Raw genomic sequence first — 16,458 nt, forward strand, 5'->3', positions numbered from 1 at the left:
GATGCAAGTCATCCACACCATCGCCGAGCTGCGCCGCGCGCTGGCCCCCTACGACCGCCCCGCTTTCGTGCCCACGATGGGCAACCTGCACGACGGCCATCTGGCGCTGGTGCGGCGCGCCCGCACGCTGGGCGACGTCACCGTCACCAGCATCTTCGTCAACCGGCTGCAGTTCCTGCCGCACGAGGATTTCGATACCTACCCGCGCACGCTGGACGCCGACTGCGACAAGCTCCGCGAGGTGGGCTGCGACATCGTCTTTGCGCCGAGCGAGGCGGAGCTCTACCCCGAGCCGCAAACCTTCAAGGTGCAGCCGCCACCGGCACTGGCCGATCTGCTGGAGGGGCATTTCCGACCGGGCTTCTTCACCGGCGTGTGCACGGTGGTGATGAAGCTGTTTCAGTGCGTCTTCGCGCAGGCCAAGGGCGAGCGCCACGCCGTCTTTGGCAAGAAGGACTACCAGCAGCTGATGGTCATCCGCCAGATGGTGCGGCAGTTCGCGCTGCCCGTCACCATCCACGGGGGCGAGATCGAGCGCGCCCCGGACGGGCTGGCGCTGAGCTCGCGCAACGGCTACCTGACGCCCGCCGAGCGCGCCGAAGCGCCGCAACTGGTGCTGGCGCTGCGCACGCTCGCCGCCGGCGTGCTGGCGGGGGAGCACAACCTCGCGGCGCTGGAGCAGCACGCGCAGCAGACCCTCACCGCGCGCGGCTGGCAGGTGGACTACCTGACCGTGCGCCGGCGCGAGGACCTGCAACCCCCGGCGCCCGAGGATCTGCAACCCGGGCGGCTGGTCGCACTGGGCGCCGCGCGGCTGGGCCGCACGCGCCTGATCGACAACTGGGAGTTCTGACCCGTTGCCTCGCCCATCGCTGGGGCGAGGTGTTGTCTCGGGTTTCTTGCGTTCATCGACGACGCAGCACGCCGCGGGGTACACCGAACGTCGTCACGGTGCAACGATGGGGATGGGATTTTCGCGGCGGGACGTCGACGGTGGCGCTGACGGCGGCCGCTGATCCGGTCACTCCGCCACCGGGTCGCGCCCCATCAACCACGCCACCGCCTCGCGCGGCTGCAATGCGCCGTCCAGCAGCGCCACCACGGCGTCGGTGATCGGCATGCGCACGCCCAGCGTCGCGGCACGGCGCGCGACGGTGCGCGCGCTGTAGACCCCTTCGGCCACGTGCCCGAGGGAATCGACCGCCTGCGCCAGCGTCATCCCCTGCGCCAGCAGCAGGCCCACCTGCCGGTTGCGGCTGAGGTCACCGGTGGCGGTTAGCACCAGGTCGCCCAAGCCCGACAGGCCCATGAAGGTATCGGCGCGTGCCCCGAGCGCGAGCCCGAGCCGCGTCATCTCCGCCAGGCCGCGCGTGATCAGCGCCGCCCGCGCGTTGTGCCCGAGCCGCAACCCGTCGCACAGCCCGGTGGCGATGGCCATCACGTTCTTGACCGCCCCGCCCACCTCGACCCCGACGATGTCGTCGTTGGCGTAGATGCGCAGCGTCGGCCCGTGGAACGCCGCCACTAGCGCCTCGCGCACCGCGGCGTCGAGGCTCGCCGCCACCAGCGCCGTGGGCAGGCCCGCGGCCACCTCCTGCGCAAAACTCGGCCCGCTGAGCACCCCGACGCGCAGCGCCGGTGCCACGTGCGCCGCGATCTCGTGGCCCAGCAGCCCGACGGCCGCGTCCTCCTGCGGCCGCTCGAACCCCTTGCACAACCACACGACCGGCGTCGTGGCCCGGCCCGCGGCGGGAAGCGCCGCCGCCAGCCACTGCAGCCACGCGCGCAGCCCGGCCATCGGCGTGGCGATCACGACGAGATCGGTGTGCGCGAGCGTCGGGGCAAGGGCCGCCGCGTCGCCGCCGTCGCAGACGAGCGCCGCCGGCAGCGGCACGCCCGGCAGGTAGCGCGCATTGACGCGCTGCGCCTGCAAACTCGCTGCCTGCTGCGCGTCGCGCGCCCACAGGCGCACCGTGTGCGCCCCGGCCGCCGCGATGGCCAGCGCCGTGCCCCAGGCCCCCGCGCCGATCACCGTGATGTGCATCGGTGCCGTCTCCGGCCAGCGCCCCCGCCGGCCCGCCGCCGCGGGCCCGGCCGGCGCGCGTCAGGCCATCGCGCTGCCGTTGCCCTGCTGCGCCTGCTGCTGCTCGTACATGGCCTGGAAGTTGATCTCGGCCAGGTGCACGGGCGGAAAGCCGGCGCGGTTGATCAGGTCAGCGACGTTACCGCGCAGGTAGGGATAGACGATTTGCGGGCAGGCAATGCCGAGGATCGGCCCCATCTGCTCCTGCGGCAGGTTGCGGATCTCGAAGATGCCGCCCTGCTTGCACTCGACCAGGAACACCGTGCGCTCACCGATTTTGGTGTGCACGGTGGCCGACACCGCCACTTCGAAGACTCCATCGGCGAGGGGCTGCGCCTCGACGCCAAGCTGCACGTCGACGCTGGGCTGCTGTTGCTCGAGGAAGATGGCGGGCGAATTGGGCTGCTCCAGCGACGCCTCCTTGAGGTACACGCGCTGGATGGAAAAAACCGGGGTTTGATCGTCGGACATGGTGGAACGGTAGCAAGATCGGCGCCGCTTTCCACGTGGAAAGCGACTCAGGGGACGGCCGCCACACACCGCGCACCCGCACGGGTGACGGCGCCGTGGGCGGAACCGCCCGCGATTATGACAGCGCGGCGCGTCAGCCCGCCTGCAGCAGCGGCACGAGGCCGCCGCGCGCGTCTAGCGCGTGCAGGTCATCGCAGCCGCCGACGTGCTGGCCGTTGATGAAAATCTGCGGCACGCTGGTGCGCCCGACGCGCTGGGCCATCTCGGCGCGCACTTCCGGGCGGCCGTCGACGTTGATCTCGTCCCACGCGGTCACGCCACGCGCGCGCAGCAGCGCCTTCGCGCGTTGGCAGTAGGGGCAGTAGTCGCTGCTGTAAATCGTCACCTGGGCCATGCGGGTCTCCTCGCTCGGGACGTCAGGCCTTCTGTACCGGCAGGCTGGCGCTGCGCCACGCGGCCATGCCGCCGGCGAGCGACACCGCCCGCTCGTAGCCGAGCTTCTTGGCGATCGCCACCGCGCGCCGCGACCGCACACCCGACGCGCACACGAACACGAGCGGGGTGGCCTTGTTCTTGACCGCCTGCGGCAGCTGCTGCTCCAGCGCGTCGAGCGGGATGTTGCGCGCACCGGTGACGTGCCCCTGCGCGAACTCCTGCGGCGTGCAGACGTCGATCACCGCCGCTTTGTCGCGGTTGATGAGCTGTACCGCCTCGGTCGGCGAGACGCCCGCCCCGGCGCCACCGGAGAAGGCCGGCCACATCAGCATCGCCGCCGACCCGACGGCGACGGCGACCAACATCCAGTTCTGAAGCAAAAAATCCACGGAAACGTCCAGCAGCGTTGAACAGACACCAGGCCCAGCGCGGGCCCGTCGGACCGGTATTCTAGAATGGCGGGCTGTCTCCCATCGGATCCCGCACCATACCCCCACACCCATGCACAAGCTCGTCCTCATCCGCCACGGCGAATCGATCTGGAACCTGGAAAACCGCTTCACCGGCTGGACCGATGTCGAGCTGACGCCGACCGGGGTGTCGCAGGCGATGGCGGCCGGGCGGCTGCTCAAGGCGGAGGGGTGGGAGTTTGACCTGTGCATCACCAGCGTGCTCAAGCGCGCGATCCACACGCTGCACTACGCGCTGGACGAGATGGACCGCATCTGGCTACCGGTCATCAAGGACTGGCGCCTCAACGAGCGCCATTACGGCGCGCTGCAGGGCCTCAACAAGGCCGACATGGCGCGGCAGTACGGCGAGGAGCAGGTGCTGATCTGGCGCCGCAGCTACGACGTGCCGCCGCCCGCACTCGACCCGGCCGACCCGCGCGGGCAGCGCGGTGACCCGCGCTACGCCGCGCTGGCGCCGGAGCAGATTCCGCTGACCGAGTGCCTGAAGGACACGGTGGCGCGCGTGCTGCCGTGCTGGAACGACACCATCGTGCCCGCGATGCGCCGCGGCCAGCGCGTGCTGATCTCCGCGCACGGCAACTCGATCCGCGCGCTCATCAAGCACCTCGACGGCATCTCGGACGCCGACATCGTGGGCCTGAACATCCCGAACGGTATCCCGCTCGTGTACGAGTTCGACGACGAGCTGCGCCCGCTGCGGCGCTACTACCTGGGCGACGCGGCGGCGGCCGAAGCGGCGGCGGCCGCGGTCGCGCGTCAGGGCAAGGCCTGAGCCCCTTTCACCTGGACGGACGCGGTCGGCGCACGGACACCCGCGGTCACCTCCTGGCCCCACACCGACAGCGGACGCGCGGAACCGCGTCTGCACCGGCGTCGTCCAAGGTGTATAGTGGGCGCGATACGCGTAGACGACTCGAGATGGCGATGGGGCACAAACTCAAGATCGCCGGCTGGGTGGCCCTGGGGGCGCTGGCCGGCGCACTGACGACCGTACAACTGCAGGCGACCGCCCGCGCGGCGCTGGCGCCGCTGCCGCTGGAGGAGCTGCAGCAGCTCGCCGCGGTGTTCGGCATGATCAAGAGCGATTATGTCGAGCCGGTCGACGAGAAAAAGCTCATCACGGACGCGATCGCGGGTATGGTGTCCGCGCTCGACCCGCACTCGCAGTATTTCGACAAGAAGAGCTTCAAGGAATTCCGCGAGGGCACCTCGGGGCGCTTCGTGGGCGTCGGCATCGAGATCACGATGGAAGACGGCCTGGTCAAGGTCGTCTCGCCGATCGAGGACTCCCCCGCGTTTCGCGCCGGGCTCAAGGCCGGCGACCTCATCACCAAGATCGACGACACACCGGTCAAGGGCTTGACGATCAACGAGGCCGTCAAGCGCATGCGCGGCGAGCCCAACACGAAGGTGACGCTGACGGTCTTTCGCCGCGACGAGAACCGCACCTTCCCCGTCACCATCACCCGACAGGAAATCAAGACGGTGAGCGTGCGCGCCAAGGTCGTCGAGCCCGGCTACGCGTGGGTGCGCGTGTCGCAGTTCCAGGAGCGCACGCTCGAGGACTTTGCGCGCAAGGTCGAGGAAATCGTGCGCACCGAACCGAACCTGAAGGGGCTGGTGCTCGACCTGCGCAACGACCCCGGCGGGCTGCTCGATGCCGCCGTGGGGCTGTCGGCCGCGTTCCTGCCGGACGGCGCGGTCGTGGTCACGACCAACGGGCAGCTCGAGGAAAGCAAGGCCACCTACCGCGCCCAGCCGCGTGACTACTGGCGCCGCGCCGGCGCGGACCCGATCGCGCGCCTGACCGAACAGACGCAGGGCCTGCTCAAGCGCATCCCGGTGGTGGTGCTGGTCAACGAAGGGTCGGCTTCCGCCAGTGAAATCGTCGCCGGCGCGCTGCAGGACCACAAGCGCGCGACGCTCATGGGCAGCCAGACGTTCGGCAAGGGGTCGGTGCAGACGGTGCGACCGCTCGGGCCGGACACGGCGCTCAAGCTCACCACCGCGCGCTACTACACCCCGAGCGGGCGCTCGATCCAGGCCAAGGGCATCGTGCCCGACGTGTGGGTGGACGAGACGCCGGAGGGCAACCTGTTTGCCGCGCTGCGCACGCGCGAGGCCGACCTGGAGAAACACCTGGCCGGCCGCGACGAGGCGCCGATGAGCGAGGCCGAGCGCGAAGCCCAGCGCCAGCGCGAGCGCGAGCGCGAGGCCGCCCGCCAGCGGCTGGAGGAAGAACAGCGCAAGAACCCCGGCGCGCGGCTGCTGCCGGAGTTCGGCTCGGACAAGGACTTCCAGCTCCAGCAGGCGCTCAACCAGCTCAAGGGCCTGCCCGTGGTGGCCAGCAAGACGGCGACCGAGCGCCCGGCGGCCAAGCCCGACAGCGGCTCTTGATGCAGCGGCGATGACCGACGAGCAACTGCTGCGCTACTCGCGCCACATCCTGCTCGACGAGATCGGCATCGAGGGCCAGGAGCGGCTGCTCGCCGCGCACGCGGTCATCGTCGGTGCAGGCGGCCTCGGCTCCCCGGTGGCGCTGTATCTGGCCAGTGCCGGCGTCGGGCGCATCACGCTGATCGACCACGACACGGTGGACGCCACCAACCTGCAGCGGCAGATCGCGCACGACCTCGCGCGCGTCGGCCTGCCGAAGGCGCAGTCGGCGCAGGTGGCCATGCACGCCATCAACCCGGAGGTGCGCATCACGCCGCTCGTGCAACGCGCGGACGACGCGCTGCTCGACGCCGTGCTGCCCGGCGCCGACGTCGTCCTGGACTGCACCGACAACTTCCGCACCCGGCACCTGATCAACCGGGCCAGCGTGCGCCACCGTGTGCCGCTCGTGTCCGGCGCGGCGATCCGCTTCGATGGGCAGCTGTCGGTGTACGACCCGCGCGACGCACGCTCGCCCTGCTACGCATGTCTGTTCCCCGAGACCGAGGGGCTGGAGGAGACGCGCTGCGCGACGATGGGCGTGTTCGCGCCGCTGGTGGGAATCGTCGGCACGATTCAGGCGGCCGAGGCGCTCAAGGTCATCGTGGGACTCGGCTCGCGGCTGGTGGGTCGGCTGCTGATGCTGGACGGACGCGGCATGGCGTTCTCCGAGGTGCAGCTCGCCCGCCACCCGGACTGTCCGGTGTGCGGGCACCGGCCGCTATCCGCTTGAGCCGTCACGCCCCGATCACACGCGCCCGATGATGCTGGCGGTCGCCATCAGCTCCTCCAGCAGCGCCAGCGACACCTTGCCCGAGACGCTGTAGGGGTCGAACTCCGGTCGCTCGGAATATTTGAGCACGATCGACGTGTTGAGCTTGGTCAGGTTGACCTGCCCCATCGTCCAGCCACCAAAGCGCCGCTCCGAGATTTCCTCGTACAGCAACAGCTCCACGTCTTTGTGGCGGGGGTCTTCGATGATCTGCTTGTAGAGGCGGTTGACCGCCCCACGCCCGCCCTCGATCGCCTGCAGGAAGATCCCACCGCCGTAGCACAGGATGCCGGTGATGCCGTTGTGCAGGTTATTACGTCGCGCGGCAGCCAAAATCGACTCGATCGCGTGCGAGGTATCCGGGTCCACCGCCCGGCTGACATAGAGCAGTCGCACCAGCATGCCTTCAGCCCTCCCGCGGGATCAGCGACAAAAACTCCCGCCGCAGGTTCGCGTCCTTCAGGAACACGCCGCGCATCACCGAGTTGATCATGCGGCTGTTCATGTCCTTCACGCCGCGCCACGCCATGCAGTAGTGGGTCGCCTCCATCACGATCGCCAGCCCGTCGGGCTGCGTTTTTTCCTGGATCAGGTCGGCGAGCTGCACCACCGCCTCCTCCTGAATCTGCGGCCGGCCCATCACCCACTCGGCCAGCCGCGCGTATTTGCTCAGTCCGATCACGTTGGTGTGCTCGTTGGGCATGACGCCGATCCACACCTTGCCGATCACCGGGCAGAAATGGTGGCTGCACGCACTGCGCACCGTGATCGGTCCCACGATCATCAGCTCGTTGAGATGCTCCGCATTCGGGAACTCGGTGATCGTCGGTGCCGGCACGTAACGGCCTGCGAACACCTCCTTGAGGTACATCTTCGCCACCCGCCGCGCGGTGTCCTCGGTGTTGTGGTCATTCGCGGTGTCGATGACCATTGCATCGAGCACGGCCTGCATCTTCTCGGTCACCTCGTCGAGCAGCTGCTCCAGCTCGCCCGGACGGATGAACTCGGCGATGTTGTCGTTGGCGTGGAAACGCTTGCGCGCCGCCCGGATGCGCTCGCGGATGCGCACGGAAACGGGCACGCCCTCCTCGTCGGGTCGGGTGTCGTCGGTCATGGTCTCGGGGGCTTTCATCAGCATGCGCCCATGCTAGCATCAGATCAAGGCCCCGCCAAACGGCGCGGTTAATGCGCCGCCCGATCCGCGGGGCGCAGCACCCCCGCTGCAATCCACCGCCCACCTGCGCCCGCATGAAAACCTTCAACACCGCCGGCCCCTCGATTCCGGGCGACCACTACATGCTCGATCCGCTGGCGCGCATCGATCTAACCGAGATCGAAGCGCTGATCGACGCCAAGCGCTACTTCGTCCTGCACGCCCCGCGCCAGACTGGCAAGACCACGGCGCTGCTGGCGCTGATGCACCATCTCAACGCCCAGGGGCGCTACCGCTGCGCCTACGCCAACATCGAAGGCGCGCAGGCCGCCCGCGGCGACGAGACGCAAGGCATCCCAGCCGCGTGCAGCGCGATCGCCCGCTCGATCGAGGATTACACCGGCGAAGCCGCCGTGCACCGCTGGTATCGTGAAACGGGCGTGCACATCGAGCCGCAGGACCGGCTCACCGCCCTGCTGCGCCACTGGGCGCAGCTGGACGCCAAGCCCGCCGTGCTCTTCCTCGACGAAGTCGACGCGCTGGTGGGTGACACGCTCATTTCGCTGCTGCGCCAAATCCGCGCCGGCTACGCCCAGCGGCCCGAGGCCTTTCCGCAAACCGTCGTGCTGTGCGGCGTGCGCGACGTGCGCGACTACCGCATCCACTCCGGCGGCGAGATCATCACCGGCGGCTCAGCCTTCAACATCAAGGCGGTGTCGCTGCGGTTGAGCAACTTCTCGCGCGCCGAGTGCGAGCAGCTTTGGCAGCAGCACGAGGCCGAAACCGGACAAACCTTCGATCCCGCCATCTACCCGGAACTCTGGGCCGACACCGAGGGGCAGCCGTGGCTGGTGAATGCCTTGGGGCATGAACTGACCTGGAATATGCGGGAACTCAGGGACCGCAGCCGCCCGATCACCCTCACCCACTACTGGCAGGCGCGCGAGAACCTGATCCAGTCACGCGCCACGCACCTGGACCAGCTCACCGACAAGCTGCGAGAGCCACGGGTGCACCGGGTCATGAGCGCGCTGCTGGCCTCGGAAGAGCCGGTGACGCTGGCCGACATCAGCCCCGACGACAAGCAGTACGTGGAGGATCTGGGGCTCATCGTCACGCGGCCGCAGATCCGCATCGCCAATCGCATTTACCGCGAGGTGATCCCGCGCGAGCTCACCTGGGTGGCACAGTCCTACATCACGCACGAACAACCGTGGTACCTGCGCGCCGACCGGCGCTTGGATATCCCGAAGCTGCTCACTGCGTTTCAGCAGTTTTTCCGCGAGCACTCGGAGGCGTGGATCGAGGGGTTTGACTACAAGGAGGCCGGCCCGCAGTTGCTGATGCAAGCCTTTCTGCAAAGAATCGTCAACGGCGGCGGGCGCATCCAGCGCGAGTACGGCCTGGGCCGGCGCCGCACGGACCTGCTGATCGAGTGGCCGCTGGATGAGCAGCAGGGCTTTTTCGGCCCGGTGCAGCGGGTGGTGATCGAACTGAAGCTCTACCGCAAGGGCAGCCTCGACACCCTCATCGCCGAGGGGCTCACCCAGACCGCCGACTACGCCGACAAAGCGGGGGCGGACGAGGCGCACTTGGTCATCTTCGACCGTCGGCCCGGCATCGCGTGGGAAGACAAAATCTGGCAGCGCAGCGAGGCGGTGCGCAGCGCCGTCGATGGTGGCAGCGGTGACGGCGCGCGCACGATCCGTGGCGATACCGGGCCGCGTACGATCGGGGTGTGGGGGTGTTGATCCGCCCGCTCGTCCGAACACCCCACGTCGCCAAGGCTACGCCCCGCCGGCTGTCGATCGATGCACGGGGAATCCTTGTGGTGCCACGGACGCACTGGGTCGATCCACGCCCCGGACACCTGCCGCTCAATAGCGGTGCCCGGTGAGAAACAACACCACGCGCATCACGGCGAACGCGACCCAGTCGCGCGCCCGCTCGTGCCAAGGGCGGCGTTGCAGTGTCGCCACTTCCAGCGCCGCACCCGCGGTGCCGAGCCAGTGGACCAGCCGATCGCGTACGTGACGGGCGAAGCGCCGGTCGGTGGTGACGATGTTGGCCTCGCGCGCGAGCAACAGGCTGATCGGATCCAGGTTGGTCGAGCCCACCGTGGCCCAGTCCTCGTCCACCACCGCCACCTTCGCGTGCAGCGAGCTGGGCGCGTACTCGCGGATCTCCACCCCCCGCTTGAGCAGCCACGCGTGCACGGGGCGCGGCGCGTGGTACTGCAAAAAACGCTCGTACTTGCCCTGCACCAGCAGCCGCACGCGCACGCCGCGCGCCACCGCGTCCGCGAGCGCGTGGCGCAGCCGCCGCCCGGGGATGAAGTACGCGTTGGCGATGAACACCTCCCGCTGCGCGGCGGCGATCGCGCGCAAGTAAGCCTGCTCGATATCGTAGCGGTGACGCACGTTGTCACGCCACAGAACGGCCGCCGCCGCGCCGTGGACGACCGCGCCTGCTGTGCCACCCGCCCCCGACTCGTATGACGGGGACCGCGCGCGCCAGCGCCGGCGACCGCGTTGTCCGGCGCGCACCGCCAGCCACGCGGCGCGAAAGTCGCGCTCCCGCACCCGCCCCACGGCCTGCAGCCGCCACCACAGCCGCTCCATCGTCGCCAGCATCTCGGCCACCAGCGGGCCGCTGACCTCCACCGCGTAGTCGAGTCGCGGCTCGGCCAGCCGGCCCAGCACGACGTCGTCCCGGTCGTCGATCAGGTTGATCCCGCCGCAAAACCCCACCACGCCATCGACGACACACAGCTTGCGGTGCAGGCGCCGCCAGCGGCTCGGGATCAACAACCCCAGCCAGCCCAGCGGCGCGTAGATGCGCCACCGCACCCCCGCCTCGGCGAAGCGGCGCTGCCATTCGGCGGGCACCTCGGGCGTCCCCACCGCGTCCACCACCAGCCGCACCTCCACGCCGCGCCGTGCGGCGCGCTCCAGCGCCTCGGCCACCGCCAGCGCCGCGTTCGCGAAGACGAAGATATACGTCTCCACGTGCACGAGGCGGCGCGCGCGGTCGATCGCCGCCACCATCGCCGGGAACAGCTCGCGCCCGCCCTCCAGCAGGCGCAGCCGGTGGCCGGGACGCAAGCCCGTGTTCACGGCAACGCCACCTCCGCCACCAGCGGCAGATGATCCGACCAGCGCGCCCACCCCCGGCCGTGCGGCACCTGCAGCGCCCGCACCTCGGCCCCGCGCGCGTACACGCGATCCAGCGGCAACAGCGGCCAGCGCGCCGGGTAGGTCGGCACCCGCGCGCCGCGCGCCGTGTGCAAACCGAGCGCCGCCATCGGCTCGTGCAGGCGCTCCCCCCAGTCGTTGAAATCACCCGCCACCACGAGCGGCGCCCCCGCCGGCACCGCCTGGGCGATGAACCGCCCCAGCGCCCGCACCTGCCGCTCGCGGCTGGCATGGATCAGCCCGAGGTGCACGACGATCACGTGCAGCGTCCGCGATGAGGCGTCATCCACCAACCCACTCCCCGACGGAAGCGCCAGCACCACGTGCAGCAGGCCGCGCTGCTCGAACCCGTGGTCCGACACGTCCTGATGCGTGTGCGCCAGCACGGCAAAGCGGCTCAACACCGCGTTGCCGTGCTCACCGTGGCGCGTCACGGCGTTGGTGCAATAGACGGCCTCGTAGCCGTCCGGCGCCAGAAACCGCGCCTGATCCGCCGACGGCCAGTGCGCAAAGCGCCGCTGCAGCCGGCGGTGAAACGCGCGCACCTCCTGCAGGCATACGATGTCGGCCCCGAGCGCCGCCACGGCATGCGCCAGGTTGTGGATTTCCAGCCGCTTCAGCGGCCCCACCCCCTGCACGCCCTTGTGGATGTTGTAGGTCGCCACGCGCACCGTCGTCATGCGCGGATGATGCCACCAGTCAGCCGACTGGTGCTGGGCCCACAGCCTGCTGTGTCCACCCTCGATTGACCTCGGTATCTATCATTGGCATATACTCCATGACTGTCCTCCACCACCGACTGCGAGCACCCCATGGAAACCGCCAAGCTCTTCACCACGGGCCGCAGCCAAGCTGTCCGCCTGCCCAAACCCTACCGGTTCCATGGCCGTGAAGTGGGCATACGCCGCGTGGGGGCCGGGATTCTGCTTTTTCCGGTCGACGACCCGTGGAGCGTGCTGGAACAGGCGCTCGACCTGTTCGAACCCGGGTTCGAGCTGAAGCGCGATCAACCCCCGCCACAAGCCCGGCCCGAGATTGCCGCATGATCCTGCTCGACACCAACATTTGCATTTACCTCATCAACCGCAAACCGCCCGCGGTGCTGCAGCGCTTCCGCGCCTACCGCGCCGGGGAGATCGGGCTGTCCTCCATCGTCGCCGCCGAGCTGGCCTACGGTGTCGCCAAAAGTGGATCGGCGCGCAACCAACAGGCGCTGGAACTGTTTCTCGCCCCGCTGGAGATCCACCCGTTCGACACACAGGCCATCTGGGTGTACGGCCGTTTGCGCGCCACGCTCGAGCAACAGGGCACCCCGATCGGCGCGATGGACACCCTGATCGCCGCGCATGCCCTCGCGCTAGACGCCACCCTCGTCACCCACAACACGCGGGAGTTTGCCCGGGTCCCGGGCCTGCGGCTGGAGGATTGGGCGCTGGCCTCGTGACCGCGAACCGCGGCAGCCACAGGATGGCCTCGGCGTTGGAGGGGGAAAAGCACCGCTCGGCCGCCTCGCGCCAGGGCAGCCACGCATACGCCGTGTGCTCGCGCGGCGACAGGCGCACGGGCGTGTCCTCCGGCACGCACAGGCCGAACACCCGCTCGGTGTTGCGCGTCACCCCGGGCGCGTAGCGGTGCCGCCAGCGGGGGTAGATCTCGTACACATTTTCCAGCCCCCAGTCCGTCAGCACGCACCCCGGTGCATGGGCGTCGATGCCGGTTTCCTCCGACACCTCGCGCGCGGCGGTCACGGCCCAGGGTTCGTCCGGGCTGTCCTTGGCACCGGTGACCGACTGCCAAAACCCCGGCGCGTCCGCACGCTCCAGCAGCAGCACCTGCCACGCCGGTGTGTGGATCACCACCAGCACCGATTGCGGAATTTTGAGAGGCCGAGCTCCGCGCAAAGAAGCGCCCTCCCGACAACCCCAAATAGCCGCAACGACTCCACCTCTACACGCGCTGGTCTACCCGCATCATGCGGTCACGCTCGATAAACCAATCCAACGCGTACTCACAATCCGCAAATTCCCGAAAATACGGCCCGCCCAGTGTGTAATGTACGTTCTTGACCCCTGAACGCGGGGGCTGATAGCCGACCAAATGGTTCCATTCCGCCGGAATTTCACCGATCTCGTCATCGGAGGCCAGCCACTTGAACTGGTGCAATTCCAGACCGCTGGCCGTATTGACATACTCCGGCGTCAATGCTCGGCACCGCGCATTGTTGAACAACATGACGCTGCTCCAGTTCTTTTTCTCGTAGCGGGTCTGCGGAGCATCCAGAAACTTGACCGTCTCAGTCGGTTCGTGCTGGTGCTTAACGCACATGACCGCATAACGATCATCACGCAGCGCCCACAAGTTCGAAATATCATCACGCACCAGCATATCGCAGTCCATAAAAATAGACCACCCTTCGTAGCCTGACAAATACGGCACCAAGAAGCGGGAAAAAGAAAAATCCGTCGACTGCAATGCGCTGCGCTCTCGCCACATCAAACCGCCTAGCGTGCTCAGCGCCAGCGGAACAAAACTAACCGGCACGGAGGAGCGAGCGTATATGCTGTGCGCCAGCACGTGCCAAGCAATGGACTCGCGCGGATCATAACCAATGAAAAGCCGAATCACAATCACCCCCATTCAATAGCACATCCTACGAAATCTGCGCGCCTCGATTGGCCACCAACACCCAAAAACCAGCCCCCGTTCTTTGGAAGGTCACCAACTCAAAACGATCCAAAATTTTCGGCAGCCACCAACTCGGCGGCATTTGTATCAAATGCGCATTGCGACCATCGCTCAACGTCTTGACGGCAGGCCCGGTGTGCACCGTAAAAAACCCCAATCTCTCCGTCAGCACCGCAAGATGATCCAGCACATTATCCAGCAAATCCGGCTCAATATGCTCCAGCACATCGATACACGCAACCATTTCATGCGGGCCAGGCAGGGTAGACCAAGCCGGCACCGCCGGATCATAAAATGTCATGGAAATTTCATGATCCGGGCGGATGTTTTGAGCCAATCTTCCCTTGCCAGCCCCGTAATCGAGAACCCTGCGTACACCAAACTGATTAATGAACGCGGTGACAAGCGGCGCGAATTGCACAGAGGCCACCCCATAATTTGGATTCTCATGCAAACGCTGCTGCTCGAGACGATACGCTTCAGAAATGAGCGGGTTGCCACTGTACGTCATCACCATCACCATCAAAATTTAGGGAATCTCCAGAACGACAGTCTAAGCACGCACCGGAAGACCCATCATCAAAAAAACGGGAGATTTACACCGGAAATACAGCGTTGCCCTCCCTCACCTCCGCACCCACTGTGGCTTGGCCTGTGGCATGATGCCCAAGTCCCTCGCAGGAGTCAACGCATGAGCAAACGACGCCCCACCTCTGGTCTCTCCACGGCACTCGATCGAGCCATTGCGGCACACCGCCAAGGTGACCGTGACGCCGCGCTGCGTTGGCTAAAGCAGCACACCGCGGCTCACCCCAAAGATGAAAGAGGCTGGCTGTGGCTTGCCAAGCTCTATTGGGGGGGGGAGCAACACGGCAAAGCCACACAAGCTTTGCAGCGGGTGCAGCGTATCGAGCGTCTGCCCCCCGACGAGCGGTTAGACCTCGCAGCACTGCTGCTGGACAAAGGCGATGTCACGATGGCTCGAGGTGTTTATCACACACTGCAAGAGCCCCACCCCTCCGACGACTCCAGCATTGGAGTTGAGGCGGCGTTGGGCTTGGCGCGTTGCGCGCTACATGAACAAGCCACAGACGAAGCGCTGGCCCAACTCGCGCCACTTCAAGCCAACGCCGATCGCCTCACGCCGCAACAGCGTGCATCGCTGCACTTTTTGGCAGGGTCCGCCCATCTGATGCGGCAAGAGTGGCCGCAAGCCGCGCGCGCGCTGGGCGAGTGCCTGCAAATCGAACCCGATCATATCTACGCGCTCAACAACCTGGGCGTCGTGCTCAAAGACGGCCTAAAGGACAAAGCCGCGGCGGCGCAGGTATTCGAAAAAGTTCTGGCCATCAACCCCCACCATCTCGACAGTGCCGTCAACCTCGCCTCCATCCGGATGGATGGCTCGGACGACGAGCTACGACAGGCCTTGGCGCTGCTGCTGCCCTGGCAGCCGCGCCGCCCAGCCCACATGTTGTACTGGCACGCCCTGGGGCAGATACGGCATCGGCTGCGGGATTGGCCCGAAGCCATCGAGGCGTACCACAACGCGTTGCAGCTCAGCCCCGGCAACCCCGACGTGCTCACCAATTTGGGACTGTGGCATTTTGATCGCAAGGACTATCAGCGCGCGCTCGAATCCTTCGAAACCGCCCTCCAACGAGCGCCGAATCATCCGGATGCGATGAATTTTTTGGGCGTTTGTCTGGCTCACTTGGGACAACTCGAACAACAACTGCCAGTGTTGGAGCGACTGGTACACAAGCACCCGAGTGAACCCTCCGTGCGCTTTCAGATCGCGTGGAACCTGCTGGGCACGGGACAGTTCGAGCTCGGATTTCGCGAATACCTCTTTCGCCCGTCTCGGCACAATATCGGTGCCGCACCCAACGGGCTTGGCTACGCCACCCGGCTGCCCGAGCGTATGGACGGGGATCGGTTGTTGCTCGTGGCTGACCAAGGCATTGGCGACGAGTGGTTCTTTCTGCGATTTGTGCCGTTGTTGCAGCAGCGCGGTGCCGTGCTGGACTACTACACCCCCAGCAAAATCGCGCCACTCATTGAGCGCTTGGGTTGGATTGACACGGTTTGGCGGACGCTGCCCCCTCCAGACGTACACGACGCCGCCATCAACATTGGGGACTTACCCTATCTGGTGGGGATGCGCGACACCGACCAACCCCCACCGCCCATTGCGATTGCCCCGCAGCCCGAAACCATCGAACAAGCCCGCCTCATTCTTCAGGCATTTGGCTCTCCGCCTTACGTCGGCGTCACGTGGCAGGGGGGCACCAACCCGCTTCGCGAAAAGGACGGCCCGCGCAAACGCTTGCTGGACAAAAGCATTCCGATCGAAAGCATCGCACAGTGGCTGCCACGTGGGGCCACCATCGTCTCGTTGCAGCGCAAGCCCCTGCCGGGAGAGGTTTCGGCGTTGGCTCAGGCCATCGGGCGGCCGGTGCTGGACGCCGCGGTCTTCAACGACGACCTGGAGCGGATGCTGGGCCTGCTGGCGTGCCTGGATCACTACTACGCGGTCAGCAACGCCAACGTGCATCTCGCGGCCAGCATCGGCTTGCCCTGCACCGTGTTCGTACCCCAACCGCCCGAGTGGCGCTGGCTCATCGCGGGCGAGCGAACCCCCTGGTTCCCCAACGCAACGATCGTGCGCCAGCGGCCCGGCGGCGAGTGGCCTGGTCCCGCGGAAGTCGGGCAACGGGCTTCACCGGTGCAGCCCGCATTGCCCTAAAGTCTTG

At 67.3% G+C, this 16,458-nt stretch carries 19 protein-coding genes; 8 read left to right on the forward strand and 11 right to left on the reverse strand.

Annotated features, from left to right (window positions below):
• Nucleotide 1: 1 nt before the first annotated feature.
• Entirely contained in the window at nucleotides 2–853 is an 852-nt protein-coding gene (panC, locus tag LCC91_RS07175) for a pantoate--beta-alanine ligase (RefSeq protein ID WP_043700553.1), read from the forward strand.
• 168 nt (nucleotides 854–1,021) lie between these two features.
• Here panC and LCC91_RS07180 read toward each other — a convergent pair whose 3' ends face one another.
• From LCC91_RS07180 to LCC91_RS07195, 4 genes are all read right to left on the reverse strand, one after another.
• Nucleotides 1,022–2,044 carry an NAD(P)H-dependent glycerol-3-phosphate dehydrogenase gene (locus LCC91_RS07180; protein WP_043700551.1) on the reverse strand — a complete coding sequence of 341 codons (1,023 nt, stop codon included), beginning with the start codon at nucleotides 2,042–2,044 and terminating at the stop codon, nucleotides 1,022–1,024.
• Between the two features lie 60 nt (nucleotides 2,045–2,104).
• Nucleotides 2,105–2,554, reverse strand: coding sequence for a protein-export chaperone SecB (gene secB / locus LCC91_RS07185; RefSeq protein ID WP_043700549.1), 450 nt, complete (start codon nucleotides 2,552–2,554; stop codon nucleotides 2,105–2,107).
• A gap of 133 nt (nucleotides 2,555–2,687) precedes the next feature.
• Nucleotides 2,688–2,948, reverse strand: a complete 261-nt coding sequence (gene grxC / locus LCC91_RS07190) for a glutaredoxin 3 (protein WP_043700547.1) — start codon at nucleotides 2,946–2,948, stop codon at nucleotides 2,688–2,690.
• Nucleotides 2,949–2,970: 22 nt separating this feature from the next.
• Nucleotides 2,971–3,378, reverse strand: coding sequence for a rhodanese-like domain-containing protein (locus LCC91_RS07195; protein WP_043700545.1), 408 nt, complete (start codon nucleotides 3,376–3,378; stop codon nucleotides 2,971–2,973).
• 112 nt (nucleotides 3,379–3,490) lie between these two features.
• Here LCC91_RS07195 and gpmA point away from each other — a divergent pair, with 112 nt between their 5' ends.
• The 3 genes from gpmA (at nucleotide 3,491) to LCC91_RS07210 (ending at nucleotide 6,631) form a co-directional block, all read left to right on the forward strand.
• A complete protein-coding gene (gpmA, locus tag LCC91_RS07200) occupies nucleotides 3,491–4,234 on the forward strand; it encodes a 2,3-diphosphoglycerate-dependent phosphoglycerate mutase (RefSeq protein WP_043700543.1) in 744 nt (247 codons plus the stop codon).
• A gap of 152 nt (nucleotides 4,235–4,386) precedes the next feature.
• Complete coding sequence (locus LCC91_RS07205) at nucleotides 4,387–5,859, forward strand: S41 family peptidase (RefSeq protein ID WP_043700606.1); 1,473 nt, start codon at nucleotides 4,387–4,389, stop codon at nucleotides 5,857–5,859.
• Nucleotides 5,860–5,869: 10 nt separating this feature from the next.
• A complete protein-coding gene (locus LCC91_RS07210) occupies nucleotides 5,870–6,631 on the forward strand; it encodes a HesA/MoeB/ThiF family protein (protein WP_043700541.1) in 762 nt (253 codons plus the stop codon).
• Nucleotides 6,632–6,646: 15 nt separating this feature from the next.
• Here LCC91_RS07210 and LCC91_RS07215 read toward each other — a convergent pair whose 3' ends face one another.
• Nucleotides 6,647–7,072 (reverse strand): BLUF domain-containing protein, encoded by a 426-nt coding sequence (locus LCC91_RS07215; RefSeq protein ID WP_043700540.1) that lies wholly within the window; start codon nucleotides 7,070–7,072, stop codon nucleotides 6,647–6,649.
• Between the two features lie 4 nt (nucleotides 7,073–7,076).
• On the reverse strand, nucleotides 7,077–7,802 hold the full coding sequence (gene folE, locus LCC91_RS07220; protein ID WP_143897456.1) for a GTP cyclohydrolase I: 726 nt from the start codon (nucleotides 7,800–7,802) through the stop codon (nucleotides 7,077–7,079).
• Nucleotides 7,803–7,918: 116 nt separating this feature from the next.
• On the opposite strand from folE, the gene LCC91_RS07225 reads away from it, so the two are divergent.
• Nucleotides 7,919–9,574, forward strand: coding sequence for an AAA-like domain-containing protein (locus LCC91_RS07225; protein WP_143897426.1), 1,656 nt, complete (start codon nucleotides 7,919–7,921; stop codon nucleotides 9,572–9,574).
• Nucleotides 9,575–9,700: 126 nt separating this feature from the next.
• Here the strand turns inward: LCC91_RS07225 and clsB are convergent, their stop codons facing one another.
• On the reverse strand, nucleotides 9,701–10,939 hold the full coding sequence (gene clsB / locus LCC91_RS07230; protein ID WP_043700871.1) for a cardiolipin synthase ClsB: 1,239 nt from the start codon (nucleotides 10,937–10,939) through the stop codon (nucleotides 9,701–9,703).
• Nucleotides 10,936–11,697: an endonuclease/exonuclease/phosphatase family protein gene (locus tag LCC91_RS07235; RefSeq protein ID WP_043700873.1), complete on the reverse strand. Its 762-nt coding sequence runs from the start codon at nucleotides 11,695–11,697 to the stop codon at nucleotides 10,936–10,938. Before LCC91_RS07235 ends, clsB begins: the two co-directional genes overlap by 4 nt.
• 132 nt (nucleotides 11,698–11,829) lie before the next feature.
• Here LCC91_RS07235 and LCC91_RS07240 point away from each other — a divergent pair, with 132 nt between their 5' ends.
• Nucleotides 11,830–12,063 (forward strand): antitoxin, encoded by a 234-nt coding sequence (locus tag LCC91_RS07240; protein WP_043700875.1) that lies wholly within the window; start codon nucleotides 11,830–11,832, stop codon nucleotides 12,061–12,063.
• Nucleotides 12,060–12,461, forward strand: coding sequence for a type II toxin-antitoxin system tRNA(fMet)-specific endonuclease VapC (vapC, locus tag LCC91_RS07245; RefSeq protein WP_043700878.1), 402 nt, complete (start codon nucleotides 12,060–12,062; stop codon nucleotides 12,459–12,461). Before LCC91_RS07240 ends, vapC begins: the two co-directional genes overlap by 4 nt.
• On the opposite strand, the gene nudB is transcribed toward vapC, so the two are convergent.
• The 3 genes from nudB to LCC91_RS07260 are packed head-to-tail and all read right to left on the reverse strand — an operon-like array spanning nucleotide 12,391 to nucleotide 14,123.
• The gene (nudB, locus tag LCC91_RS07250) at nucleotides 12,391–12,918 is read right to left on the reverse strand and encodes a dihydroneopterin triphosphate diphosphatase (protein ID WP_082007573.1); all 528 of its coding nucleotides are present in this window, start codon (nucleotides 12,916–12,918) and stop codon (nucleotides 12,391–12,393) included. The two genes, vapC and nudB, sit on opposite strands and share 71 nt — an antisense overlap.
• A gap of 46 nt (nucleotides 12,919–12,964) precedes the next feature.
• Nucleotides 12,965–13,654 carry a glycosyltransferase family protein gene (locus tag LCC91_RS07255; RefSeq protein WP_043700880.1) on the reverse strand — a complete coding sequence of 230 codons (690 nt, stop codon included), beginning with the start codon at nucleotides 13,652–13,654 and terminating at the stop codon, nucleotides 12,965–12,967.
• Between the two features lie 13 nt (nucleotides 13,655–13,667).
• On the reverse strand, nucleotides 13,668–14,123 hold the full coding sequence (locus tag LCC91_RS07260; protein WP_185974860.1) for a methyltransferase domain-containing protein: 456 nt from the start codon (nucleotides 14,121–14,123) through the stop codon (nucleotides 13,668–13,670).
• Nucleotides 14,124–14,150: 27 nt separating this feature from the next.
• On the opposite strand from LCC91_RS07260, the gene LCC91_RS07265 reads away from it, so the two are divergent.
• Nucleotides 14,151–16,451 (forward strand): tetratricopeptide repeat protein, encoded by a 2,301-nt coding sequence (locus LCC91_RS07265; protein ID WP_185974861.1) that lies wholly within the window; start codon nucleotides 14,151–14,153, stop codon nucleotides 16,449–16,451.
• Nucleotides 16,452–16,458: the final 7 nt, after the last annotated feature.

The sequence above is a fragment of the Tepidimonas taiwanensis genome, from assembly GCF_020162115.1.
Taxonomy (GTDB): domain Bacteria; phylum Pseudomonadota; class Gammaproteobacteria; order Burkholderiales; family Burkholderiaceae_C; genus Tepidimonas; species Tepidimonas taiwanensis.

Coding starts and splice junctions, on each gene's coding strand:
- LCC91_RS07215 (WP_043700540.1), bottom strand. CDS start 7,072: ATGCTGGTGCGACTGCTCTATGTCAGCCGGGCGGTGGACCCGGATACC.
- LCC91_RS07255 (WP_043700880.1), bottom strand. CDS start 13,654: ATGGGGGTGATTGTGATTCGGCTTTTCATTGGTTATGATCCGCGCGAG.
- LCC91_RS07205 (WP_043700606.1), top strand. CDS start 4,387: ATGGGGCACAAACTCAAGATCGCCGGCTGGGTGGCCCTGGGGGCGCTG.
- folE (WP_143897456.1), bottom strand. CDS start 7,802: ATGAAAGCCCCCGAGACCATGACCGACGACACCCGACCCGACGAGGAG.
- grxC (WP_043700547.1), bottom strand. CDS start 2,948: ATGGCCCAGGTGACGATTTACAGCAGCGACTACTGCCCCTACTGCCAA.
- LCC91_RS07180 (WP_043700551.1), bottom strand. CDS start 2,044: ATGCACATCACGGTGATCGGCGCGGGGGCCTGGGGCACGGCGCTGGCC.
- gpmA (WP_043700543.1), top strand. CDS start 3,491: ATGCACAAGCTCGTCCTCATCCGCCACGGCGAATCGATCTGGAACCTG.
- secB (WP_043700549.1), bottom strand. CDS start 2,554: ATGTCCGACGATCAAACCCCGGTTTTTTCCATCCAGCGCGTGTACCTC.
- vapC (WP_043700878.1), top strand. CDS start 12,060: ATGATCCTGCTCGACACCAACATTTGCATTTACCTCATCAACCGCAAA.
- LCC91_RS07265 (WP_185974861.1), top strand. CDS start 14,151: ATGCAAACGCTGCTGCTCGAGACGATACGCTTCAGAAATGAGCGGGTT.
- LCC91_RS07210 (WP_043700541.1), top strand. CDS start 5,870: ATGACCGACGAGCAACTGCTGCGCTACTCGCGCCACATCCTGCTCGAC.
- LCC91_RS07225 (WP_143897426.1), top strand. CDS start 7,919: ATGAAAACCTTCAACACCGCCGGCCCCTCGATTCCGGGCGACCACTAC.
- LCC91_RS07235 (WP_043700873.1), bottom strand. CDS start 11,697: ATGACGACGGTGCGCGTGGCGACCTACAACATCCACAAGGGCGTGCAG.
- LCC91_RS07240 (WP_043700875.1), top strand. CDS start 11,830: ATGGAAACCGCCAAGCTCTTCACCACGGGCCGCAGCCAAGCTGTCCGC.
- panC (WP_043700553.1), top strand. CDS start 2: ATGCAAGTCATCCACACCATCGCCGAGCTGCGCCGCGCGCTGGCCCCC.